This is a genomic window from Sphingobium sp. YBL2 (assembly GCF_000943805.1).
In the GTDB taxonomy this organism is placed as follows: domain Bacteria; phylum Pseudomonadota; class Alphaproteobacteria; order Sphingomonadales; family Sphingomonadaceae; genus Sphingobium; species Sphingobium fuliginis.
The window spans coordinates 3,006,907-3,029,972 of record NZ_CP010954.1; the positions used below are offsets into that span (position 1 = coordinate 3,006,907).

The window sequence follows — 23,066 nt, forward strand, 5'->3', positions numbered from 1 at the left end:
TCCGGGAGTGGCGGTGCAAATTAAACGCAACAGCTAGTCTTCAGGAGGATGTCGGCGGCGGTTCGCGACAGCCTTGCGGCGCGGCGCTTCAGCTGCCCGCGCCGGGCTCCGGCGAGAAGAATTTCTCCAGCTTGTTTTCGATGCCCTTCATCTCGTCGGCGTCGGCGGGGGCTTCGCCCTTGACGGTGATGTTGGGCCATTCGGCGGAGAATTTCGTGTTCAGCTCCAGCCATTTTTCCAGGCCGTTCTCCGTATCGGGCAGAATCGCCTCGGCAGGGCATTCGGGTTCGCACACGCCGCAGTCGATGCACTCGTTCGGATTGATGACCAGCATGTTCTCGCCCTCGTAGAAACAGTCCACGGGGCAAACCTCGACGCAATCCATATATTTGCAGCGGATGCAGTTATCGGTCACGACATAGGTCATGGGTCAGCACTCTTGGTAGGGAGACAATCGGCGCCCTGCTATGCGCGGTCGGCGCGAAGGTCAATGAGGATATTGTTGGGGCGCGGGTAGTGGGCTTTTTCCTGTCATTCCTGTGGAGACGGGGATTCATCTCCCCTGTCGATGAACTTGGGGCAATGTTGGGAGATGGGTTCCCGCCTTCGCGGGAACGACAAAGGCGGCCCTTCAGGCGCCGACCGTCAGTTCCTCATAGCAGGATTGGGCTTCGGGGGCGGGGCCTCGGCGGCCGGGGAGCTGGAGGATGCGGACGACCCGGACGCCGCTGGGATGGGGAAAGGTGATGAGGTCGCCGGCCCGCACCGGCGCGTGCGAGCGTTCGATGCGGCGGCCGTTGAGGCGGATATGGCCGTCCTCCGCCATTTTCTGGGCGACCGAACGGCTCTTTGCGAGGCGCGCGAACCAGAGGAACTTGTCGATGCGCAGGCTGGGGCCGTGGGCCGCGACCAGGCCCGCGTCAGCCATTGCGGCCCAGCAGTTCGGCAAGGCCCGCAAAGGCATGGTTGCCGGTGGGGGCAGGGCCGGACGAGGCGGCGGGGCGCGGCCCCCGGTCGTTGCGGGGCTTGCCCTGGGCGGGGGCGCCGCGCTTTTCGCGGCCCGGATGCTGCTGGTGCGTCCGCGCCTTCTGCCGGCCACGGAAGGCCCAATTGGGTCCGCCCTCCGCAGGCGCCTCCACGGCGCGGAAGCCCGCGAGGCGCATCAGTTGGAGGAAGGCGTCCTCCGACAGGCCGAGCGAGACGATCTGCGGGCTCTGCGCGGTGAAGGCCTCGTTCCTGGCGATGGCCTCATGCGCGGTGCGGGCCATGCGTTCGGCCATGTCGATGCGCAGCATCTGTTCGCCAAAGCCGCGGAAGCCGGCGATGCGGGCGCCCATCTGCTCAGGCTTTTCGCCGGCCGGGATCAGGGTGAGGCCGGGGCCGGGCAGGGGCAGGCAGGGCTTGCCCAGGCGCGCGGCCAGCAGGGCGGCGCGCCAGCGGGCGGCGCCGGGCTTCAGCAGGCCGGGATGATAGATGTCGAGCACGCCGATGTCGATGCCGGCGCGGCGCAGCAGATGGCGCTGATCCTTGTTGAGATGGCCGAGCGCCGAATCGAGTTCGGTGCGCGCGATGACGCCGCCGGCATCGGCAAGCTGGGCGAAGACGGCGCGGACGACGGCGGGGACTTCGGGGTCGGCGCTGCTGCCCACCATCCTGGTGAGGGGCAGCAGATGCTTTTCCTTCTGCGCGTCCATCCATGCGGCAAGGCGGGCCGCCACCTGCTTCTGCACATCCTGTCCCATTGCGAGGAGCGCGCGGTCCAGACGGATTTCCGGGGTCAGCAGCGCGGGGCCGCCGTGCAGCGTCGCCACCGGATCGCCCTTCCAGCTTATGCCGGGGGCCTGTCCTGCTTCGTCCATGAGCGCGAAATCGGTATCGGGTGCGCCCAGCAATTCGTCAGCCTTCACTCGCAATATCCTTCCAAGGCGCCGTTCAGCGGCCGCCAGCAGCATCTTCCTGTCCTGATGCCGGGTAGCGGGATCGACCGAGAAACGAAATCCGTCAAGTCGCCCGATCGTCTCGCCATCGACGCAGACTGTCCCGTCCTGTTCGATTTCGACCGGCAGATTGGCCGCGCTTTGGCCGATGTCCCTTAGCAGAACGGTGGTGCGCCGGTCCACGAAACGCTGCGTCAGCGCGGCGTGGAGCGCGTCGGAGAGCTTTTCTTCGAGGGCGCGGGTGCGCTCCGCCATTTCCGCCGGATGGGCGAGCCAGTCGGCGCGATGGGCGATGTAGGACCAGGTGCGGGCGGCGGCGATCCGGCCGGAAAGGGTGTCGATGTCGCCCTGAACCGAATCGAGTCGCGCAATCTGCTGGGCGAACCAGTCGCGGGGGATGTGGCCCGTCCCTTCGGACAGGAAGCGCCAGATGCGGCTGACGGCGCGGGCATGATGTTCGGCGCCCAGCTTCTGGAAATCGGGCAGGCCGCAGGCGGCCCAGAGCCGTTCGACCTGCTTCCTGCCGCGTGCCCGATCGATCACCAGCGGGTCGTCGGCGAGCCGCCTGAGCACGGCGAGGTCGACCGCTTCGGGCGCGGCGCGCAGTTCGGGGCGGTCGGGCTTCTGCTCCAGATCGGAAATGAGGTGATCCAGCCGGTCGGTGCGCGGCGTGCCGTTGCGCCAGAAAAGCTGCTCCACCGGCGGAAACCGGTGCGCCTCTATCGCCTCTATCTCTTCCGGCGTGAAGGCGGCGTCGCCATCCTCATGGCCCAGGCTGCCGAAGGTGCCGTCCTGGTGGTGGCGGCCGGCGCGCCCGGCGATCTGCGCCATTTCCGCGACGGTCAGGCGGCGGGTGCGGCGGCCGTCATATTTGCGCAGCGAGGCGAAGGCAACATGCGCGACGTCGAGATTGAGGCCCATGCCGATCGCGTCGGTGGCGACCAGATAGTCGACCTCTCCGTTCAGGAACATCTGCACCTGCGCATTGCGGGTGCGGGGCGAGAGCGCGCCCATCACGACCGCTGCGCCGCCCCGGAAGCGGCGGAGCATTTCCGCCACGGCATAGACCTCCTCGGCGGAGAAGGCGACGATGGCGGAACGCTTGGGCAGGCGGGAGAGCTTCTTCGCGCCGGCATAGCTGAGCGTCGAGAAACGCGGGCGGCCGATGATCTTCGCATCGGGGACCAGCGCCTTCACCACCCGGCCGATGCTGGCCGAGCCGAGGATCATCGTTTCCTCCCGGCCCCTGGCGCGCAGGAGGCGGTCGGTGAAGACATGGCCGCGTTCCGGATCGGCGCCGAGCTGGGCTTCGTCCAGGGCGACGAAGGCGTAATCCGCCAGCCCTTCGTTCGCGGTCCCGGCCTGCCGACCGATCGGCATGGATTCCGCGGTGCAGAGGAAATAGCGGGCGCCGGGGGGCACGATCTTTTCCTCGCCGGTGATGAGGGCGACCTGCGCCGGGCCCTTCATGCCGGCCACCCGGTCATAGACTTCCCGCGCCAGCAGGCGCAGCGGGAAGCCCATCATCCCGGAGCTATGGCCGCACATGCGTTCGACGGCGAGGTGGGTCTTGCCGGTGTTGGTGGGGCCCAGGACGGCGGTGAGGGGCGATCGGGCGAACTGGGCCATGGTCCCTGCTATGTCGGGCATGGATCGGGGAAGGGCAAGGGGAAAGGCCCGGGCGGGAGGTCGAATTGGGGTGCGCGGGTCTTGCGGGTGGGCCGCCGGCCTTGCGGCGGGGGTGGGGGTGGGAGATGGATCCCCGCCTTCGCGGGGATGACGGGGAGGGGGCGGGGATGAACGGAGGAGGCGGGGGTGACGGGGAGAGGCGGGGATGAGGGAGGAGAGGCGGGGATGACGGGACGAGCGGCCGGGATGAAGGGAGGAGACGCCGGCATGAAGGGCGGATAGGCCAGGATGACGGGGACGGAGGCGGGAAGGCGCCGGGGATTGGTCCGCCGGTCCTTTGCGGGGCACGGCCGGTCGCGGAAAAAGGGTTAAAAAAGGCGTGTTTATTTGACTTTAACCTTGTGCTTTTACAAAATTGCGGATGAACGCGCGGCGGGGGTCGGGCGATATTTGCCCCGGGGGCGTGTTTTACCGTGTTTCATGATGGTCAGATCAATGCCCAGCAGGGTGGCGCTTCCGCGTCCCTGTGGCTGACTGACTCGATCCGCAGGGCGGGACCGGCCGAGGATCGGCGCGACTGGCGGGAGAAGCTGCGCGACTGGGCCGAGGATGTGGAACTGGTTCCCGACCTTGGCCAGCGGGTGGGAAGTTTCACCTGGTTCCGGGGACTTGCGACCTGTTTCGGGCTGTGCGCGGCGGCGCTTTATCTGTCGCCGGGCTTTCATGCCCTGCCCGGCGCGCCGCAGCCGCTGATGCCGGCGAGGCAGTTCGACGAAGTGCGCAGCCAGATGATCATGCCGCTTGCCCTGGGCGCGGACAGCGGGCGGCGCATGGGGCCGACCGACGCGGTGCAGCCGCTGCGCGAGACGCCGGAGCGGCCGCAGATCGAATTGCGCGCGCAGATCGGCGGCAGCGATTCGCTGGGCCGGGCGCTGGCGCGGGCGGGCGTGAGCGGCGGCGACGTGGCGACGGTGACGAGCCTGGTGGCGGGCGACACCGGCGCGGGATTGAAGCCGGGCACGCCGCTGGACATCGTGCTGGGCCGACGGCCGAGCCGGGACGTGCCGCGGCCGCTGGACAGGCTGAGCTTCCGGGCGCGGCTCGATCTGGGGATCGAGATCGCGCGGGCCGGCGGGGTCCTGCAGGTGCAGCGGACGGCGATCCATGTGGACGAGACGCCGCTGCGCATCCAGGGCGTGGTGGGCGAGAGCCTCTATCGTTCGGCGCGGGCGGCGGGCGCGCCGCCCAAGGCGATCCAGAGTTTCCTGCGCGTCGTCGCGCAGCAGGTCGATCTCGGATCGATCTCGGCGGGGGACCGCTATGACATCGTCACCGAATATCGGCGGGCCGACACGGGCGACGTGGAGGTGGGCGACCTGCTGTTCGCCGGGTTGCACCGGGCGAGCGGGCGCGGCATCGACATGCTGAAATGGACGCAGGACGGGCGGACCCAGTGGTTCGAGGCGTCGGGCGTCGGCCAGCGGCGCGGCGTGCTGTCGGCGCCGGTGGCGGGGCGCATGTCGTCCAGCTTCGGCATGCGGCGCCATCCGATCCTGGGTTATACCCGCATGCATGCGGGGATCGATTTTGCCGCCCATTACGGGTCGCCCATCTATGCGGCGACGGACGGCGTGGTGTCCTATGCCGGGCGGCATGGCGGGCATGGCAATTATGTGCGGCTGGAGCATGGCAACGGCCTTGCCACCGGCTATGCGCATATGAGCCGCATCGCCGCGTCGCCGGGGCAGCGGGTGCGGCAGGGGCAGGTGATCGGCTATGTCGGATCGTCGGGCCTGTCGACCGGGCCGCATCTGCATTATGAGCTGTACCGGAACGGACGGACGATCAATCCGCTGTCGGTGCGGTTCACCACGACATCGCAACTGGCGGGCAGGGAGCTGGCGGCTTTCCGGCAGCGGCTGGTGCAGTTGAAGAGCCTGCGCATCGGCCTGCCCGTGCAGGTGGCGCAGAAGAGCGCGGCGCCGGCCGCGGCCGGGAAATAGCTTTTCGCGGGCGATTCCCTCCGCTAACGGGCGTGAATGAACGCAGCGGCTTCCGACATCACCGCGATCCTGCTGGCCGGGGCGCGGCCGATCCCCGATCCCCTGGCGGCGGCGGCCGGCGTGGCGGTCAAGCCGCTGGTGCCGGTGGCGGGGGAGCCGATGATCAACCGGCCGGCCCGCGCCCTGCTGGCGCATCCGGCGGTCGGGCGGCTGGTCGTGCTGACCCAGGCGCCGGAGCTGTTCGCCGCCGATCCGGCGACCGCCTGGCTGGCGGAGCATCCCGAAGTGCGGTTCGAAAGGAGCGGGGGCGGAATCGCTTCCTCCCTCATCGCCTTGCTGGACCGGGGGGACCTGCCCTTTCCCCTGCTGATGACGACGGCGGATCATGTGCTGCTGGACGGGGCCATGCTGGACCAGATGGTGCGCGAGGCATCCGGCGCGGACATCGCCGTGGCGATGGTCGAGCGCAGGACATTGCTGGCGCGCTATCCGGGGTCGCGGCGGACCTGGCTCAAATTTCGTGACGGCGGGTGGTCGGGGGCGAATCTCTTCTGGTTCGGCAGCGGCAAGGCGCGGCCGGTGGTCGCGCTGTGGCAGGAGGTCGAGCAGGACCGGAAGAAGGGGTGGAAGATTCTGTCCGCCTTCGGACCGCTGGCCCTGCTGGGCGCGGTGCTGCGGATTTCGACGCTGCGGGGCGGGATCGCGCGGGTGGGGCGGCGCTTCGGGATCGTGGCGCGCCTGGTGGCGATGGAGAAGGCGGAGGCCTGCATCGACGCGGACAAGCCGGACGACGTGGCGCTGATCGAGGCGATCCTGGCGGGGTCTGTGCGATAGAAGGGGTGTGTTCCTGCCTGCGCAGGAGCACCTAATTCCATTTCCGCATGTTGTTCCATGTTCGAAAGTCAGTAGGCGTCCAGTTCCTCCAGCGCGGTGAAACGCTGCGACCAGAGCGCGCCGTAGACCGCCATCCACTGCACGACGGGCGCAAGGCCCTTGGCGCGGGCGGAATAATAGGTTTCGCGCCCGGCGCGGCGGGCCGTCACGAGGCTGGCGCGTTTCAGCTTGCCGAGATGGCGGGACACCATGGGTTGCGATACGCCGGAAATGGCGGTGAGGGCGTGGACGCTCTGTTCCCCTTCGCGCACCAGATATTCCAGCAGGGCGCGCCGGGTGCCGTCCGACAGGGCCTTGAACAGTTCGTCGCAGGAGGCCGATCGATCCCCCTTTAAAATATGGTCGGTCATGGACCCGTTCATAATCATCGGGTTATCGATGGGTCAAGGTGAAGGCGGTTTTTACCCTGCCCAGCGGCGTTAACCAAAAAAACTTTGGGCCTGTTCTCCGCTGAGTCTTTTGAGTCACACTAGCCGATCTTGAGTCTTTAGAGTCGCTGTCGACTCAATATCTAGTGGCTACCCGGTTCGTTCTCCGTCATGTTAACCATTATGTGAGGCTTGAACCCTAAGTTGCTGATCTTGACGGCTGACTCCGGAGGACTCATCGCTGGGCCTCAGAAGGAAACGGGGGTCACGAAATGGGTGTCATGGAACGCGTCGCGCCGCGGCGGAAAAAGGCGGTTGCGCCCGTGGAGGTCGAGGCCGACCGCCTGCTGCGCGGCGACTGCATCGCGGAAATGGCGAAGCTGCCCGATGCGTGCATCGACATGATCTTCGCGGACCCGCCCTATAATCTCCAGCTTGGCGGCGACCTGTTCCGGCCCGAGGGCAGCCGGGTGGACGCGGTCGACAATGACTGGGACAAGTTCGATACGCTGGGTTCCTACGATCGTTTCACCAAGGCCTGGCTGCGGGAAGCGCGGCGCATATTGAAGCCGAACGGCACCATCTGGGTGATCGGCAGCTACCACAATATCTTCCGCGTCGGCACGGCGTTGCAGGACGAGGGCTTCTGGATCCTCAACGACATCATCTGGCGCAAGTCCAATCCCATGCCCAATTTCAAGGGCACGCGCTTCACCAACGCGCATGAGACGCTGATCTGGGCGAGCCAGGGCGAGGATGCGCGATATACGTTCAACTACAAGGCGATGAAGACGCTGAACGACGAGTTGCAGATGCGGTCCGACTGGGTGCTGCCGATCTGCGGCGGGCAGGAACGGCTGAAGCGCAACGGCACCAAGGCGCATCCGACGCAGAAGCCGGAGGCCCTGCTCTACCGCGTGCTGCTGGCCTGTACGAAGCCGGGCGACGTGGTGCTCGATCCCTTTTTCGGCACCGGGACGACGGGCGCGGTGGCCAAGCGCCTGGGCCGCAGGTGGATCGGCATCGAGCGCGAGGACGATTATATCGAGGTCGCGCTGGAGCGGATCGAGGCGGCGCTGCCGCTGGACGAAAGCGCGCTGACCATCATGCAGACGGCGCGGCAGCAGCCCAAGGTGGCGTTCGGCACGCTGGTCGAGACGGGCTATCTGCAGCCCGGCGCGGTGCTGACGGATTCGAAGCGACGCTGGCAGGCGGTGGTGCGGGCGGACGGATCGCTGTCGGTGGGGGCGGATACCGGCTCGATCCACAAGATGGGCGCGACCTTGCAGGGTGCGCCGAGTTGCAATGGCTGGACCTTCTGGCATTGCGAGGTGGAGGGCGTGCTGAAGCCGATCGATGCGCTGCGGCAGACCTATTTGCTGGCGAACGAGCCTTAACGATCCCGGATTCCTTTCCGGCTCTGGGCGACGGAGTTTGAAGATGTTGCCACAGCTTCCTGCCGATGCGCGGCTTTACCTGCGCCCCATCTGGTTCGTGCCGTCGCCCGTCAGTCTGGCCGACGGGTCGGCGGCGCGGATGGGCAATGGGTTGCTGTGGTTCCAGGCTTATGAGCTGACGGCGCGGAAGGACGGGCGGCGCGTGGCGCGGGCGACGGTGCCGGTCGCGGAATTTGCCGACGCCATTGCGGGGCTGCCCGATGCGCTGGCGGAGCGGGCGCAGCGGCTGGCGGCCAATATCTCTGCGCAGCGTCCGCCCCTGGTGCTGGGGGAACGCACCATCCGGTTCGACGCGCCGCAGGTGATGGCGATCCTGAACATCACGCCGGACAGCTTTTCCGACGGCGGCAGGCATATGGACGATCCGCAGGCGGCGGCCGATGCGGGCTTCGCCATGGCGGCGGCGGGGGCGGCGCTGATCGATGTGGGCGGCGAATCCACCCGACCCAGGGCGCCGCGCCTGTGGGAAGGGGATGAGATCGCCCGCGTCGTGCCGGTGATCGAAAGGCTGGCGGCGGCAGGGGTTCCCATGTCCATCGACACCCGCAAGGCGGCGGTGATGGAAGCCGCGCTGGCGGCGGGAGCGGCGGTCGTCAATGATGTGAGCGCGCTGCGGCATGATCCCCGCGCCATGGAAGTGGCGGTTGCGGCGGGGTGCCCCGTCATCCTGATGCATGCGCCGTCGGCCGGGGACGATCCGCACGACAATGCCGGGGGTTATGGCGATGTCGTGGCCGATGTGTTCGACATGCTGGAGGCGCGGGTGGACGCCTGTCTGGCGGCGGGGGTGCCGCGCGGGAAGATCATGGTCGATCCGGGATTGGGCTTCGGCAAGTCGCTGGGCGACAATCTGGCGCTGGTGAACGGGCTGGCGACGTTGCAGGGGCTGGGCGTGCCGCTGCTGTTCGCGGGCAGCCGCAAGCGCCTGATCGGGGCGCTGTCGAACGAGGCGCCGGCGGCGGAGCGGCTGGGCGGATCGGTGGCCCTGGTCTTTCGCGCCGCTGAACTGGGCGCGCAGATGGTGCGGGTGCATGATGTCGCGGAAAGCGTTCAGGCGCTGCACCTTTGGCGCGGTCTGGCGGATGCGGGCTTGGGCGCGGTTTAGAGCATCGTGCGGAGAAAGGGGAGGCGGTTTAGGCCTTGCCAGGAAGGTCCCCGCTCAGGCCGTGGCGGAGGCCGTTCGGCCTATCGCAGCCAGCCTTTCGCCCGATAGGCTTCGGCAGTGGCCTTCAATCCCTCTTCCGTCGGCACCCGGGGCACCCACAGCTTTTTGGGCGGTTGCCTGCGCTTCGTCACGACCCAGTCGGGGTGGCAGAAATAGCTGACCCGGTCGGGCGTCAGCCTGGCGTTCCTGCCGCGCACCAGCCGGTCGAGCCGCGCGCCCATGCCCAGCAGCCAGGCGGGCGTCGCGAAGGTCCGCACCGGCCGTCCGACGGCGCGTCCGATCGCCTGCGCGAAGTCCATATGGTCCCAGCCGCCGGGCGTGCCGTCATCGACCTCATAGACATGGGTCAGGCTCTTCATGTCCTTTTCGACCGCCAGCGTCAGGAACAGACGGGCGAGGTCGCCCACCTCGATCACCGACAGGCGTCCGCCGGGCGGCATCAGCATGATCCCGCGCCGGGCCATGCGGAACAGTTCCAGCATCTCCCGGTCGCCGGGGCCGTAGATGGCGGGCGGGCGGATGATCGTCCAGTCGAGGCCGCTCGCCTTCACATGCCGCTCCGCCAGTTCCTTCGACCAGCCATAGTCCGACAGTTCCGGTTCCCGCGCCGAAAGCGAGGAGACGTGGATCAGCCGCTTGACCCCGCGATGCCGCATCGCGTCGACCACCGCCATGGTGCCGCGCGCATTGCCCGTTTCGAAGCCTTCGCGGTCGGGCGCGTTCACCACGCCGGCGATGTGGATCACCACATCGGCGTCGCGCACCAGCGTGTTGAGCGCCGCCCGGTCCTCCAGCGCGCCGGGCACCCATTTGAGATGGGCGCGCGGCGGCTGCGCCCGGCGGGTGATGGCGCTGACATGATGTCCTGCCGCCAGAGCCTGATGGAGCGTTTCGGCGCCGACGAAACCCGTCGCGCCCGTCATCGCAATGCGCAGGGACATGGGATCAGACCATCGCCATATGATCGCGGTGGACCAGCACCGAGCGGGGCAGATGCCCCAGCAGCGCGGCGATGTCCTCGCTGCGCTTGCCGGCGATGCGGGAGGCTTCCTCGCTGTCATATTCGATGAGGCCGCGGGCGATCACCCGACCATCCTCGGCCAATATGTCGACCACGTCGCCGCGGGCGAAGATGCCATCGACCCGCGCCACGCCGGCCGGGAGCAGGCTGTTGCCGCGGCCCAGAGCCGCCTCCGCCCCCGCATCGACCACGATCCGACCGCGCACGGTGAGGCGGCCGGCGAGCCAGCCCTTGCGCGCGCCCCTGGCCTGTGCGGCGAGGAAGATCGAGCCCTTGCCGCCATCGGTCCAGTGCGACAGCGGCGAATCCACCTTGCCGGAGATGATCGCCAGATGCGCGCCGGCCCCGGTCGCGATCCGCGCCGCCTCGATCTTGGAGGTCATGCCCCCCGATCCCATGCCCGAGGCGGAGCCGCCGTCCGCCATCCCGGCGATGCGCGCATCGATGCGCTCGATTGTCTCTATCAGCATGGCGTCCGCATCGACATGCGGGTTGGCGGTGTAAAGCCCGTCGACGTCCGACAGCAGCACAACTGCGTCAGCCCGTGCCGCCTGTCCGATGCGCGCCGCCAGCCGGTCATTGTCGCCGAAGCGGATTTCCGCCGTGGCGACGCTGTCATTCTCGTTCACGACCGGCACGACGTCGAGCGCCATCAGCCGTTCCAGCGTGGCCGACGCATTGAGATAGCGGCGGCGGTTTTCCAGATCGTCCAGCGTCACCAGCATCTGCGCGGCGGTGATGCCCCTTTCGTGGAGCAGGCTGGCCCAGCATTGCGACAGCGCGATCTGGCCGGTGGCGGCGGCCGCCTGCGCGTCTTCGAGCGAGCCGCGTCCGCCCTTGGGCAGTTTCAGCCGCCGGGCCCCCAGGGCGATGGCGCCGGAGGAGACGATGATGATCTGCTGGCCCGCAGCCTTGCGCGCCGCGATGTCGGCCACCAGCGTGCGCAGCCAGGATTCGCGCACCTCGCCCTTCGGATCGACGAGCAGGGCGGAGCCGATCTTGATGACCAGGCGGCGGATTTGCGAAGGAGGGAAGCCGGAGAGGGAAGAAGTCATGAAGCGGTCCGAATGCGCTCCTCCCCTGCAGGGGAGGCGTTGGGGTGAGGAGGCAAGGCGGGGGAAGCCCTATCCGGCAAGCCCCCATCCCCGACCCCTTCCCTGAAGGGGAGGGGAGGAGTTACAGTGGCGACCACGGCTTCTCGTCTTCTTCTTCTGTCCCATCCTCATCATCCTCGCCGGGCTGGTCCAGCAGCGGCAGCACTGCGTCCAGCAGGGCCGGCACGCCTTCGCCGGTCGCGCCGGAGATGATGAACACATCGTCCACCCCGGCCTCGTCCCGAAGCTGGCCGGCAATGTCCTCCATCAGTTCCGGCCCCAGCAGGTCGCCCTTGTTGAGCGCCACGATCTGCGGCTTTTCGTCCAGCCCGCCGCCATAGGCCGCGAGTTCATCCTGCACGATGCGGAACTGTTCGACCGGGTCGTCGCCGGTCGCGTCGATCAGGTGCAGCAGCACCCGGCAGCGTTCGACATGGCCCAGGAAGCGGTCGCCGATCCCCGCGCCCTCGGCCGCGCCTTCGATCAGGCCCGGAATGTCGGCCAGGACGAATTCCCGGTCGCGATGCAGCACCACGCCCAGTTGCGGCTTGGTGGTGGTGAAGGCATAGGCGCCGACCTTCGCCTTGGTGTTGGTGACCTGGTTGATGAAGGTCGACTTGCCCGCATTGGGCATGCCCACAAGGCCCACATCGGCCAGCAGCTTCAGCCGCAGCCACACCCACATTTCCTGCCCCGGCCAGCCCGTGCCATGCTGGCGCGGGGCGCGGTTGGTGCTGGTCTTGTAGGACAGGTTGCCGCGCCCGCCGTCGCCGCCGCGCAGCAGCACGACGCGTTGCCCGACCTGCGTGAAGTCGGCGAGCAGTTCCTGTTCATATTCCATCGTCCCGTCCTCATCCTCCGTGCCGTCGACGGGCGTGGGATCGGACAGGATCTGCGTGCCCACCGGCACCTTGATGACGAGGTCTTCGCCGCCGGCGCCATAGCGGTTCTTGCCCGCGCCGGGCATGCCGCGCTGCGCCTTGAAATGCTGGGTGTAGCGGAAGTCGATCAGGGTGTTCAGCCCGGCCACCGCCTCGAAGATGATGTCGCCGCCTTTGCCGCCGTTGCCGCCGTCGGGACCGCCATATTCGACATATTTTTCGCGCCGGAAACTGACCGCGCCGGGACCGCCCCAGCCGGACTTGATGAAAATCTTCGCTTGATCAAGAAAATGCATCGCGCGCCCATAGCGGTTTATGCGGCGGAATTAAACAGGCGCGCGGCAAAAGCGGCCGCTTGCCCGAAAAGCGGCCGGCGCCGGAGAAGGCGGCGCCGTGCCGCCATCCCCGGCAGCAGGGATCAGGCCGCCAGCGCGGGCAGCGAATCCCCGTAGAGGTCGGTCGACGAATCCGTCATCATGGGGCTGGCGCCCGCCTGTCCGGAGGCGCCTTCCTCGAAGACCAGGCAATCCGCCGCCGCGCCTCGGCCCAGGCTGAAGCGCCTTTCCATCCGGCCGGCATAGCGGAAGCCGAGCTTGCGCAGGACGTTGCCGGATGCCGGATTGTCCACGAAATGGGCGGCGCGCACATCGCGGACGCCCGAGGCGCGGGCCATGTGCATGACGGCGCTGGCCGCTTCGGTCGCGAAGCCGAGTCCCCAATAGGGGCGGGCGATCCAATAGCCCAGCTCCACCCTGCCATCAGCCGCCGCATGGAGGCCGCAGCCGCCGACAAGGCGCGGTGCGCCCTTGGTGCGGGTGAAGGCAAGCAGGCTGGGCAGGCGCGGGTCCTGCGGCTGGGCCAGGAACGCCTCCGCATCGGCCTGGCTGTAGGCGGCCGGTGCGCGGGTCAGGTTGCGCAGGACGGCCGCATCGCCGATCGCTTCTGCAAGGGCCGGCGCATCTTCCATCCAGCCGGGCCGCAGCAACAGGCGGGGGGTACGGGCGAACATCGAAAGTCTCCTAATCTCCGGCGCGCCAATGACCGCGAAAAGTTACGGCTTGACGACTATCTTCTCTGGCTGGGCCCCGCCCGCACGACGCGCGAGAAAGCGAGGGGTTCCAGAGAGTTGAGGGAAATTCAGGGGAGACGCCCGTCGACACGAAAAAGGGGCGCTCCCGGATGGGGCGCCCCTTGTTTCCCTCGAACTCTGGCGGTGTGACCAAAGTCGTTCCGCCAGGAGGATCGCCCCGATTGCGAGGGACGATCCGTCATCGATCGTCCGTTATTCGGCTGCTTCGGCCAGTGCGTCGACCGACACATATTTGCGGCCGAGCTTGCCGGTGTGGAATACCACGCGGCCTTCACCCAGCGCGAACAGCGTGTGGTCCTTGCCCATGCCGACATTGCGGCCCGGATAGACGCGGGTGCCGCGCTGGCGAATGATGATGTTGCCGCCGATCACTTCCTGACCGCCGAACTTCTTCACGCCAAGGCGCTTCGATTCCGAATCGCGACCGTTGCGCGACGAACCGCCAGCTTTCTTATGTGCCATGACTTAAACTCCTCGTGACTTTGCTGCGGCTCAGGCGATCGACACGATCTTGAGGATCGTGTGATTCTGGCGGTGGCCGTTGCGACGACGGTAGTTGTGCCGGCGGCGCTTCTTGAAAACGATGACCTTCTCGCCCTTCGCCTGCGCGACGATTTCGGCGGCGACGGTCAGCTTGGCTGCGTCCTTCACGTCGCTGCCTTCGCCGGCGAACAGGACGTCATCCAGGGTCACCTTGTCGCCAGCCTCACCGGCCAGCTTCTCGACGACGATCTTGTCTCCGGCGGCGACGCGATACTGCTTGCCGCCCGTGCGCACGACTGCGAACATGGCTCTTCTCTTCTCGTTCAAATCTGCTTTACGCAGATCGTCGAGGGACAATGCCCTGTTGGACCCGCGCGGGAATGTGGCCCGCTACTGGAATGACTCGCCCATGTCAACCGGCAAGCGCGGCATTCGGGGCTGGTTTTTGGCCTTGCGCGTCCCTATCTTGGCGCGGCGAAAGGATAGCATCACGCATGACGCCAGCGCCATACAGGAATGAAGCACTGGCCGCCCGGCTGCTGTTCATCCTGACCCTGTGGCTGTCGATCGGCGTGGCCCTGCTGAGCGCGCTCGCCCCCCTGGGACCGCCATCCAGCCGGTTCACCGGCTCCGCCTTCAACCCGGCCACCACCGCCGTGGTGTTGAAGGCCCGCGCCCATGCGACCCCTGTCGCCGCGCAGGCCATCGAGCCGGATGGCGACGGGCGGGCGCCGTTTCCGGCGTTCGCCATGAGCGGGCCGATGGCCATCGCGATGCTGCCGGGCGTCGTCCTGCTGCGCGCCGGCGACCGATTCTCTCCCGCCTTCGTTTCTTTCCCGTCCTTCCACCTGCATTCCCCCCGGCGGGCGCGGGCGCCCCCGGTCCTTTCCTGACGTATCGCCCTCTGGGCGGCCGTTCCAGGCCGCCATCAGGAAAAAGGAGCCTCTTCATGACCCGCAGAAGATCGAGACGCGGCAGCACGGGGTCGTCCCGCCGCCGTCCGCCATGGTGGTTCATGCCGGCCGTCATGGCGGGACTGGGCGCGGCCGGCGCGCTGTTGTCGGCGGCGATGCTGACCGTCGCTGAATGAATATGATATGCCGCCGATGGAGGGCGTTCCTCCATCGGGGGTCAGGGAAAGACACTCCATGCCCCATCACACGCCCCTGATCGGAACGATCGTCGCGGGCCTTGTCGTCGCCTTCGTCATGGGCGCCATCGCCCATCGCCTGAAACTGTCGCCGCTTGTCGGCTATCTGATCGCCGGGATCATGGTCGGGCCGTTCACGCCGGGCTTCGTCGCCAATGCCAGCCTGGCCAATGAACTGGCGGAGATCGGCGTCATCCTGCTGATGTTCGGCGTCGGCCTGCATTTCTCCCTGCGCGACCTTCTGTCGGTGAAGAACATCGCGGTGCCCGGCGCGCTGGGCCAGATCGCGGTGGCGACGCTGATGGGCATGGGCCTGGCGCATGTCATGGGCTGGCCGCTGCTGGGCGGGCTGGTCTTCGGCCTGGCGCTGTCGGTGGCGAGCACCGTCGTGCTGCTGCGCGCCCTGCAGGGGGCGGACCTGGTGGAAACGCGCCGGGGCCGGATCGCCGTCGGATGGCTGATCGTCGAGGATCTGGTGATGGTGCTGGCGCTGGTGCTGCTCCCCGCGCTTGCCGGGGTCATGAACAATGCCGATGCGGCGGGCGGGGCCAATGCCGGGGCCTTGCTGGCGCCGCTGCTGGGCACGCTGCTGAAGGTCGCGGGCTTCGTCGCGCTGATGCTGGTGGTCGGCCGCCGCGTCATTCCCTGGGCGTTGCACTGGGTCGTGCATAGCGGATCGCGCGAACTGTTCCGCCTGGCCGTGCTGGCGATAGCGCTGGGTGTCGCCTTCGGCGCGGCGGTCGCCTTCGACGTGTCCTTCGCGCTGGGCGCGTTCTTCGCCGGCATGATTTTGGGCGAGACGCCGCTCAGCCGCCGCGCGACGGAGGAGACGCTGCCGCTGCGCGACGCCTTCGCCGTGCTCTTCTTCGTTTCCGTCGGCATGCTGTTCAATCCGGCGGTGCTGGTCGAGCAGCCGCTGCCGTTGCTGGCCACGGTGGCGATCATCATCGTCGGCAAGTCGATCGCCGCCTTCGCCATCGTCCGCGCCTTCGGCCATCCGGGCGACACGGCGCTCACCATCGCGGCGAGCCTGGCGCAGATCGGGGAATTCTCCTTCATCCTCGCCTCATTGGGCACGGGACTGGGGGTCTTGCCGGCCGAGGCGCGCGACCTGATCCTTGCGGGCGCGATCGTTTCGATCTTCCTCAATCCGCTGATCTTCTCCCTGATCGTGCGCGGGCACAAGCAGGAGGAGGTGGAGGAAGAGGCGCAGGCCCAGAAGGCGAAGGCCAAGCCGCGCATCGGCCATGTCATCCTGGTCGGCTATGGCCGGGTGGGGAAGCTGATCGCGGATCGGCTGGCCGAGAAGGGCGCGCATTTCGTGGTGATCGAAGCCGATTCCGACCGGGCGGAGGAGGCGGAGGAGGCCGGCCTTACCGTGGTGCGGGGCAGCGCGCTGGAGGACCGGCATCTGCGGGCGGCCGGCATAAACGAGGCGCGGCGGCTGCTGATCGCCGTGCCCGAAGGGTTCGAGGGCGGCGCGATTCACGAACATGCGCGCCACCTCAATCCCCATCTTCAGGTCATCGCCCGCGCCCATTCCGATGCGGAGGTCAGGCATCTGGAGGGGCTGGGCGTGCCCCATGTGGTGATGGGGGAGCGGGAGCTGGCGGCGCGGATGTTGTCGCTCTGCGGGGCGGGTTAGGGTGTTGACGGAGCTTGGTCGATCGATGCGAAGGCATTCTAGAGCATCGTGCGCAAAAGTGGGAACCGGTTTTGCGCTTAAAAGGATGCGACAACAAAAGCTTGGAGCGCGCGGCCTGCGTAGGATTTAACGCAGCGCGCTCTAACCGGTGCCCAATCCGTCGAGGAACCGCGCCGCCTGTTTCCTGAGGGCGGCGCGGTCCTCCACGCTCATCCGGTTCCAGTTGCGATAGGGCATGGCGAGGCGCGGATTGCGCGCCAGCTTCCGCTCGTTGCGGGCCAGAAAGTCCCAGTAGAGCGCGTTGAAGGGGCAGGCGTCCTCGCCGAGGCGTTGCTTCACGTCATAGCGGCACCGGCCGCAATAATCCGACATGCGGTTGATATAGGCGCCGCCCGCCGCATAGGGTTTCGACCCCAGCAGGCCGCCGTCCGCGAACAGCGCCATGCCGATGGTGTTGGGCATTTCCACCCATTCATAGGCGTCGGCATAGACCTCCAGATACCAGACATGCACCTGCACGGGGGCGATCCCGGCGAGCAGGGCGAAATTGCCGGTGATCATCAGTCGCTGGATATGATGGGCGTAGGCGTGGTCGATGGTCTGGCCGACCGCCCGGGCCATGCAGTGCATGTCGGTCTTGCCCGTCCAGTAGAAGCCGGGCAGGTCGCGCTTCGCATCCAGCGCGTTGCGGCGGCCATAGCCGGGGCCTTCGTGCCAATAGACCCCGCGCACATATTCGCGCCAGCCGATGACCTGCCGGATGAAGCCCTCCGCCGCGTTGAGCGGGACCCTGCCGGCGCGGTATCGCCCCTCCACCGCCCGGCAGAGCGACAGCGGGTCGAGCAGTCCGGCGTTGATATAGGGCGACAGGACCGAGTGCCAGAGGAATGGCTCATCGGTCAGCATCGCGTCCTGATAGTCCCCGAAGCGGGGCAGGGCCTGGTCGAGGAAATGGTCCTGCTGGCGTTGCGCATCCTCATGCGTGACGGCGAAGTGGAAATGGTCGAGCGAGCCGATATGGTCTGAAAAACGCGCCGCGACCAGCGCCAGCACGTCCTGCGTGATCGGGTCGGGGCGGAAGCGGAGCGGCTGCGGCATCAACAGGTCGCGCCGGGGCGGCGGTTTTCGGTTTTCCGCGTCGAAATTCCACTGGCCGCCTTCGGGTTCGCCCTCTTCCGTCAGCAACAGCCCGGTCCTGCGGCGCATGTCGCGGTAGAAAAATTCCATCCTGAGCTGCTGGCGCGCCGCCGCCCAGGCATCGAATTCGGCATGGGAGCAGAGGAAGCGGTCATCCTCATGGATGGTGACGGGGATGCCGAAGCGGCCTTCCCATTCCTCCAGCATCGCGCGGACGCGCCATTCGCCGCCCTCCGTGACGTGGATGGCGGAGGGACGGTGGCGTGCGACGGCGCGGGCGACCTCCCCGGTGAAGCTGCCGCTGTTTTCCGGCTGGTCGAGCTTCACATAGTCGACCGTCCATCCGAGCGCCCTCAACCGATCGGCATGATGGCGCATGGCGGAGAGGATGAAGGCGATCTTGGCCTTGTGATGGCGGACATAGGTGGTTTCGTCCGCTACCTCCATCATCAGCAGGATGCTGCTTGCCGGGTCGGCGTTCCGGAGCGACGCGATGCCGGGCGTCAGCTGGTCGCCGAGGATCGGGATGAGGAGGGGGGCAGCCATGGCTTTTCAATGCATGAAGGGCTGCCCGGCTCCCGCCCGGTCAACCGCGGGGCTTGCGGGGGCCAGCCTTGCGCGGGCCGCCCTTGAACGGCCGCGCGCCATAGGCGGGCCTGGGGCCGTGCCCTTCATTGGGGCGACCCTTGCCGCGCGGGCCGCCGTCGCGCCGGTTTTCGCGCGCCATTTCGCGGGGCTTGCCCTCGATCTGCTCGATCGCGACTTCGGCGCCCTCGTCACTGGCCTGGCCGGTGCGTTTCACCGCGCCGACGAACTTCGCCGCGATGGCGGAAGGGATTTCGAACATCGTTTCATTGGCGGCGATGCGGATCGCGCCGATCTCCTGCCGCGACACATGGCCGCGGCGGCAGATGAGCGGCAATATCCAGCGCGGATCGGCATTCTGGTTGCGGCCGATGTCCATGCGGAACCAGACCGTATCCTCAAACCCCGGACGCGGTCCGTCGCGGCGGGCGGGCGCTTCGCTGGCGTCCAGCAGCTCCTCCGGCGCGGGAAGGGCGGCGCGGGCGCTCTTCACCAGCATGGCGGCGATTTCCTTGGGCGATTTTTCGGCCAGCAGTTCGGCGCCCAGCGCCCAGTCCTGCTCGTCCAGCTCGGCGCGTTCCATCAGCTTCTCGCGCAGGCGGGCATTGTCCTGTTCCTGGATCGCTTCCCGGCTGGGCGGGGTGCCCCATTCGACGGGGATCTTCGCGCCGCGCAGCATGGATTCGACCCGGCGGCGGCGCGGATAGGGGACGATCAGCACGGCCGTCCCCTTCTTGCCGGCGCGGCCGGTGCGGCCGGAGCGGTGCTGCATCGTTTCCGCGTCGCGCGGGATTTCGACATGGATGACGAGGCTGAGATTGGGGAGGTCGATGCCGCGCGCCGCGACGTCGGTTGCGACGCAGACCCGCGCGCGGCGGTCGCGCAGGGCCTGCAGCGCGTGGTTGCGCTCATTCTGGCTGTGTTCGCCCGACAGCGCCACCGCCGCGAAGCCGCGCTCCGTCAGGCTGGCGTGGAGGTGGCGGACATTGTCGCGGGTGGCGCAGAAGAGGATCGCCGTTTCCGCCTCATGATAGCGCAGCAGGTTGACCACCGCGTTTTCGATGTCGGCGGGGGCGACGGTGACGGCCTGATAGCTGATGTCGCCATGGCCGCGCTCGTCGCTGACGGTGGAGATGCGCAGCGCGTCCTTCTGGTAGCGCCTGGCCAGCGCCACGATCGGCTTGGGCATGGTGGCGGAGAAAAGGAGCGTGCGGCGGCCCTCGGGCGCGCCGTCGAGGATTTCTTCCAGATCCTCGCGGAAGCCCATGTCGAGCATTTCGTCGGCTTCATCGAGCACCACCGTCCTGATCGCCGACAGGTCGAGCGCGCCGCGTTCGAGATGGTCGCGCAGGCGGCCCGGCGTGCCGACGACGATGTGCGCGCCGTGGGAAAGCGCGCGGCGTTCCTTGGCGGCGTCCATGCCGCCGACGCAGGTGGTGATGCGGGCGCGCGCCTCGCCATAGAGCCATTCCAGTTCTCGCGCGACCTGAAGCGCCAGTTCGCGGGTCGGCGCGATGGCGAGGGCCAGCGGCTGGGCGGCGACGGGCAGGCGGTTCTGTTCGCCCAGCAGTTCGGCGGCCATGGCGAGGCCGAAGGCGACCGTCTTGCCCGATCCGGTCTGCGCCGAGACGATGAGGTCGCGGCCTTTGGCTTCGGGCTGGGTGACTTCGGCCTGGACCGGGGTCAGGCTTTCATAGCCCTTTCGCGTCAGCGCGTCGGACAGGAGGGCGGGGAGATGTTCGAAAGACATTATATTTTCCATCGGTAAAGCGACCCGCCATTCCCGACGGATACGAAGGTGACCTCAATGCGCTCCGGGGGGTTTTGGAGCCGGGGTGCAAGGTCATGCACCCCGAAGTTCACACCGTTGCCGGGCGAGTCCGCCCAAGGTCACGGTGTCTGGTGATCGCGTTATAACATGCATGCCTGTCCTCCGTTCGCCCTGAGCTTGTCGAAGGGGCTTTTTTCTTTCCTTCAGGAAAAGAAGAGGGCTTCGACAGGCTCAGCCCGAACGGGTGAGAGGGCGTTTTATGGTGCCAAGTCTCTAAAAAGCGAAAGCCTCCTTCCCCGCATGGAGGAAGGAGGCTCCCCTATCTGTTTGTGCGTCGGATCAGGCCGAAGCGACTTCCGCCACGTCGACCTTCACGCCCGGGCCCATCGAGGACGACAGGGCGATCTTGCGGACGTACTTGCCCTTCGAACCCGACGGCTTCGCCTTGACGATGGCGTCGACGAAGGCGTCGAAATTCCTGCGCAGGTCTTCGGCCGAGAAGCTCGCCTTGCCGAGGCCGGCATGGATGATGCCCGCCTTTTCGACGCGGAATTCGATCTGGCCGCCCTTGGCGGCCTTGACCGCTTCGGCGACATTCGGGGTGACGGTGCCCAGCTTCGGGTTCGGCATCAGGCCTTTGGGGCCCAGAACCTTGCCCAGGCGACCGACCAGACCCATCATGTCGGGGGTGGCGATCACGCGCTGGAAGTCGATATTGCCCGCCTGGATCGATTCCAGCAGGTCTTCGGCGCCCACCACGTCGGCGCCGGCGGCGGTCGCGGCTTCAGCCTTGTCGCCGCGGGCGAACACGGCGACGCGGACGTCCTTGCCGGTGCCGGCGGGCAGGGTCACGACGCCACGGACCATCTGGTCGGCGTGACGCGGATCGACGCCCAGGTTGATCGCGATTTCGACGCTTTCGTCGAACTTGGCGGTCGCATGGGTCTTGATCAGGCCCAGCGCCTCATCGACGCCGTGCAGCTTTTCGCGGTCAACGGCAGCGGCCAGGGCCTTCGCCTTCTTCGTCAGCTTTGCCATGGTCTTAGCCCTCCACCACTTCGAGGCCCATCGCGCGGGCGGAGCCTTCGATGATCTTCGTCGCTGCGTCGATGTCGTTCGCGTTCAGGTCGGCCATCTTGGCCTGCGCGATTTCGGCGAGCTGCGAGCGCTTGATCTGTCCGGCGGAAACCTTGCCCGGCTCCTTCGAGCCCGACTTCAGGTTGACGGCCTTCTTGATCAGATAGGTGGCGGGCGGCTGCTTCGTGACGAAGCTGAACGAACGGTCCGCATAGACGGTGATGATGGTCGGCAGCGGGGTGCCCTTTTCCATCTTTTCCGTCGAGGCGTTGAACGCCTTGCAGAATTCCATGATGTTCACACCGCGCTGACCCAGCGCCGGACCGATCGGCGGCGAGGGGTTGGCGGCTCCAGCGGGCACCTGGAGCTTGATATAGCCCGTAATCTTCTTGGCCATTTTCACTCACTCTGTTGCTGGGCGTGCCCGAAGGCGCGCCCGGTTCAAGTTTAGCGGTATTGACGGATCACCGGAGCGATCCTCCCGCACTTTCCCTTGTCGTCATGCCAGCGGAAGCTGGCATCTCAGGCCGCAAGGGAACGGCCTGGGGCACGAGATCCCAGCTTTCGCTGGGATGACGTGAAAATCACTTCGACAGTTCGACCTGTTCGAAGTCCAGTTCGACCGGGGTGGCGCGGCCGAAGATCGACACCGACACCTTGACCCGGTTCTTTTCGAAATCCAGTTCCTCGACCGTGCCGTTGAAGCTGGCGAAGGGGCCGTCCAGCACCTTGACGCTGTCGCCGATCTCGTAATCGACGTTGATCTTGTGCTTGGGCGCGGCTTCGGCGGCCTTCTGCGCGCCGAAATAGCGGGCGGCCTCCGCCTCGCTGATGGCCTGCGGCTTGCCGCTGGACCCCAGGAAACCCGTCACCTTCGGCGTGTTCTTGACGAGATGGTAGATGTCGTCGTTCATCGCCAGCTTGGCGAGGACATAGCCGGGCATGAACTTGCGCTCGACCTGCACCTTCTTGCCGCGCTTCACCTCCGTCACGGTCTCGGTGGGGACTTCCACCTGCTCGACCAGCTGGGAGAGGCCCATGCGCTCGGCTTCGGACAGGATCGATTCCTTGACCTTGTTCTCGAAGCCCGAATAGGCGTGGATGATGTACCAGCGCGCCATGTTATCCTGTCAAACTCCCAGTTTCGTCGTCAGGCCTGTCCGGCGGCGAACGCCAGCAGCCACTGGACGATCGCGCCGAAGAAGGTGTCGATGCCGAAGAAGAACAGGCCCAGCAGCGAGGTCATGATGACCACCATCACGCCGGTCATGATCGTTTCGCGGCCCGTGGGCCACACGATCTTCGACGCTTCGGTCTTCACCTGATTGACGAATTCGCCCGGAGAAACCTTCGCCATCGCCCGCACCAAATCCTTCCAACAAACACCAAAGCGCGAAGCAACAGTCCGCCCTCCCGATCCCGCCCTGTTCGGCGTCCGGGGGTGCGGCCGCGCTCCGCGACCCATGCTTCGTCAAGCACAGCTAGCCGCGAACCCCCGATATTTCAAGGTTTCGCGGCCAGTTCGCTTGGCAGGAGTGGAGGGACTCGAACCCCCGGCATTCGGTTTTGGAGACCGACGCTCTACCAACTGAGCTACACTCCTGCACTGGCCGGGGCCAGCGAAGGAGGGCGCTTTAGCGTGGCCCGCCGGGGAGAGCAAGCGGGAAAACCGAGGGCAT

At 67.1% G+C, this 23,066-nt stretch carries 23 protein-coding genes and 1 tRNA gene; 7 read left to right on the forward strand and 17 right to left on the reverse strand.

Going from position 1 to position 23,066, the window contains the following annotated elements; genetic code table 11:
- Nucleotides 1–88 precede the first annotated feature (88 nt).
- The 3 genes from fdxA to TZ53_RS13890 form a co-directional block, all read right to left on the reverse strand.
- Nucleotides 89–427, reverse strand: coding sequence for a ferredoxin FdxA (gene fdxA, locus TZ53_RS13880; RefSeq protein WP_025551122.1), 339 nt, complete (start codon nucleotides 425–427; stop codon nucleotides 89–91).
- A 204-nt stretch (nucleotides 428–631) separates the two neighbouring features.
- Nucleotides 632–928, reverse strand: coding sequence for an RNA-binding S4 domain-containing protein (locus TZ53_RS13885; RefSeq protein WP_044661669.1), 297 nt, complete (start codon nucleotides 926–928; stop codon nucleotides 632–634).
- Nucleotides 921–3,587 (reverse strand): helicase-related protein, encoded by a 2,667-nt coding sequence (locus TZ53_RS13890; protein ID WP_044661670.1) that lies wholly within the window; start codon nucleotides 3,585–3,587, stop codon nucleotides 921–923. The genes TZ53_RS13885 and TZ53_RS13890 overlap by 8 nt, the downstream gene beginning before the upstream one ends.
- A gap of 452 nt (nucleotides 3,588–4,039) precedes the next feature.
- Here TZ53_RS13890 and TZ53_RS13895 point away from each other — a divergent pair, with 452 nt between their 5' ends.
- Nucleotides 4,040–5,569, forward strand: coding sequence for a M23 family metallopeptidase (locus tag TZ53_RS13895; protein ID WP_025551597.1), 1,530 nt, complete (start codon nucleotides 4,040–4,042; stop codon nucleotides 5,567–5,569).
- Nucleotides 5,570–5,605: 36 nt separating this feature from the next.
- Nucleotides 5,606–6,403, forward strand: coding sequence for a nucleotidyltransferase family protein (locus TZ53_RS13900; RefSeq protein ID WP_025551598.1), 798 nt, complete (start codon nucleotides 5,606–5,608; stop codon nucleotides 6,401–6,403).
- A 68-nt stretch (nucleotides 6,404–6,471) separates the two neighbouring features.
- On the opposite strand, the gene TZ53_RS13905 is transcribed toward TZ53_RS13900, so the two are convergent.
- Nucleotides 6,472–6,813: an ArsR/SmtB family transcription factor gene (locus tag TZ53_RS13905; protein ID WP_025551600.1), complete on the reverse strand. Its 342-nt coding sequence runs from the start codon at nucleotides 6,811–6,813 to the stop codon at nucleotides 6,472–6,474.
- A gap of 290 nt (nucleotides 6,814–7,103) precedes the next feature.
- On the opposite strand from TZ53_RS13905, the gene TZ53_RS13910 reads away from it, so the two are divergent.
- Together TZ53_RS13910 and folP are read left to right on the forward strand one after the other, a co-directional pair.
- A complete protein-coding gene (locus TZ53_RS13910) occupies nucleotides 7,104–8,228 on the forward strand; it encodes a site-specific DNA-methyltransferase (RefSeq protein ID WP_025551601.1) in 1,125 nt (374 codons plus the stop codon).
- 43 nt (nucleotides 8,229–8,271) lie between these two features.
- Nucleotides 8,272–9,393, forward strand: a complete 1,122-nt coding sequence (folP, locus tag TZ53_RS13915) for a dihydropteroate synthase (RefSeq protein ID WP_044661671.1) — start codon at nucleotides 8,272–8,274, stop codon at nucleotides 9,391–9,393.
- An 80-nt stretch (nucleotides 9,394–9,473) separates the two neighbouring features.
- On the opposite strand, the gene TZ53_RS13920 is transcribed toward folP, so the two are convergent.
- The 6 genes from TZ53_RS13920 to rplU all read right to left on the reverse strand — a co-directional run bounded on the left by TZ53_RS13920 (nucleotide 9,474) and on the right by rplU (nucleotide 14,328).
- Complete coding sequence (locus TZ53_RS13920; protein WP_025551603.1) at nucleotides 9,474–10,394, reverse strand: NAD-dependent epimerase/dehydratase family protein; 921 nt, start codon at nucleotides 10,392–10,394, stop codon at nucleotides 9,474–9,476.
- 4 nt (nucleotides 10,395–10,398) lie between these two features.
- Nucleotides 10,399–11,529 carry a glutamate 5-kinase gene (gene proB / locus TZ53_RS13925; protein WP_044661672.1) on the reverse strand — a complete coding sequence of 377 codons (1,131 nt, stop codon included), beginning with the start codon at nucleotides 11,527–11,529 and terminating at the stop codon, nucleotides 10,399–10,401.
- Nucleotides 11,530–11,650: 121 nt separating this feature from the next.
- A complete protein-coding gene (obgE, locus tag TZ53_RS13930; RefSeq protein ID WP_044661673.1) occupies nucleotides 11,651–12,745 on the reverse strand; it encodes a GTPase ObgE in 1,095 nt (364 codons plus the stop codon).
- 122 nt (nucleotides 12,746–12,867) lie between these two features.
- The gene (locus TZ53_RS13935; protein WP_044661674.1) at nucleotides 12,868–13,458 is read right to left on the reverse strand and encodes a GNAT family N-acetyltransferase; all 591 of its coding nucleotides are present in this window, start codon (nucleotides 13,456–13,458) and stop codon (nucleotides 12,868–12,870) included.
- Between the two features lie 273 nt (nucleotides 13,459–13,731).
- A complete protein-coding gene (gene rpmA, locus TZ53_RS13940; RefSeq protein WP_022683124.1) occupies nucleotides 13,732–14,001 on the reverse strand; it encodes a 50S ribosomal protein L27 in 270 nt (89 codons plus the stop codon).
- 30 nt (nucleotides 14,002–14,031) lie between these two features.
- Entirely contained in the window at nucleotides 14,032–14,328 is a 297-nt protein-coding gene (gene rplU, locus TZ53_RS13945) for a 50S ribosomal protein L21 (protein ID WP_007683601.1), read from the reverse strand.
- Nucleotides 14,329–14,516: 188 nt separating this feature from the next.
- Here rplU and TZ53_RS13950 point away from each other — a divergent pair, with 188 nt between their 5' ends.
- Genes TZ53_RS13950 through ybaL form a run of 3 tightly spaced genes read left to right on the forward strand, consistent with a single transcriptional unit; the run spans nucleotide 14,517 to nucleotide 16,817 of the window.
- Nucleotides 14,517–14,915 (forward strand): hypothetical protein, encoded by a 399-nt coding sequence (locus TZ53_RS13950; protein ID WP_044661675.1) that lies wholly within the window; start codon nucleotides 14,517–14,519, stop codon nucleotides 14,913–14,915.
- Between the two features lie 56 nt (nucleotides 14,916–14,971).
- Nucleotides 14,972–15,112 carry a hypothetical protein gene (locus tag TZ53_RS27175; protein WP_165363323.1) on the forward strand — a complete coding sequence of 47 codons (141 nt, stop codon included), beginning with the start codon at nucleotides 14,972–14,974 and terminating at the stop codon, nucleotides 15,110–15,112.
- A 58-nt stretch (nucleotides 15,113–15,170) separates the two neighbouring features.
- On the forward strand, nucleotides 15,171–16,817 hold the full coding sequence (ybaL, locus tag TZ53_RS13955; RefSeq protein ID WP_025551612.1) for a YbaL family putative K(+) efflux transporter: 1,647 nt from the start codon (nucleotides 15,171–15,173) through the stop codon (nucleotides 16,815–16,817).
- A gap of 141 nt (nucleotides 16,818–16,958) precedes the next feature.
- On the opposite strand, the gene TZ53_RS13960 is transcribed toward ybaL, so the two are convergent.
- The 7 genes from TZ53_RS13960 to TZ53_RS13990 form a co-directional block, all read right to left on the reverse strand.
- On the reverse strand, nucleotides 16,959–18,500 hold the full coding sequence (locus tag TZ53_RS13960) for a cryptochrome/photolyase family protein (RefSeq protein WP_044661676.1): 1,542 nt from the start codon (nucleotides 18,498–18,500) through the stop codon (nucleotides 16,959–16,961).
- Nucleotides 18,501–18,540: 40 nt separating this feature from the next.
- Entirely contained in the window at nucleotides 18,541–20,289 is a 1,749-nt protein-coding gene (locus TZ53_RS13965) for a DEAD/DEAH box helicase (RefSeq protein WP_044663049.1), read from the reverse strand.
- 360 nt (nucleotides 20,290–20,649) lie between these two features.
- The gene (gene rplA / locus TZ53_RS13970) at nucleotides 20,650–21,348 is read right to left on the reverse strand and encodes a 50S ribosomal protein L1 (protein WP_044661677.1); all 699 of its coding nucleotides are present in this window, start codon (nucleotides 21,346–21,348) and stop codon (nucleotides 20,650–20,652) included.
- 4 nt (nucleotides 21,349–21,352) lie between these two features.
- The gene (rplK, locus tag TZ53_RS13975) at nucleotides 21,353–21,784 is read right to left on the reverse strand and encodes a 50S ribosomal protein L11 (protein WP_044661678.1); all 432 of its coding nucleotides are present in this window, start codon (nucleotides 21,782–21,784) and stop codon (nucleotides 21,353–21,355) included.
- 187 nt (nucleotides 21,785–21,971) lie between these two features.
- The gene (gene nusG, locus TZ53_RS13980) at nucleotides 21,972–22,508 is read right to left on the reverse strand and encodes a transcription termination/antitermination protein NusG (protein ID WP_007683610.1); all 537 of its coding nucleotides are present in this window, start codon (nucleotides 22,506–22,508) and stop codon (nucleotides 21,972–21,974) included.
- Nucleotides 22,509–22,537: 29 nt separating this feature from the next.
- Nucleotides 22,538–22,744, reverse strand: a complete 207-nt coding sequence (secE, locus tag TZ53_RS13985; RefSeq protein ID WP_025550848.1) for a preprotein translocase subunit SecE — start codon at nucleotides 22,742–22,744, stop codon at nucleotides 22,538–22,540.
- A gap of 170 nt (nucleotides 22,745–22,914) precedes the next feature.
- Nucleotides 22,915–22,990, reverse strand: a tRNA-Trp gene (locus TZ53_RS13990).
- Nucleotides 22,991–23,066 lie beyond the last annotated feature (76 nt).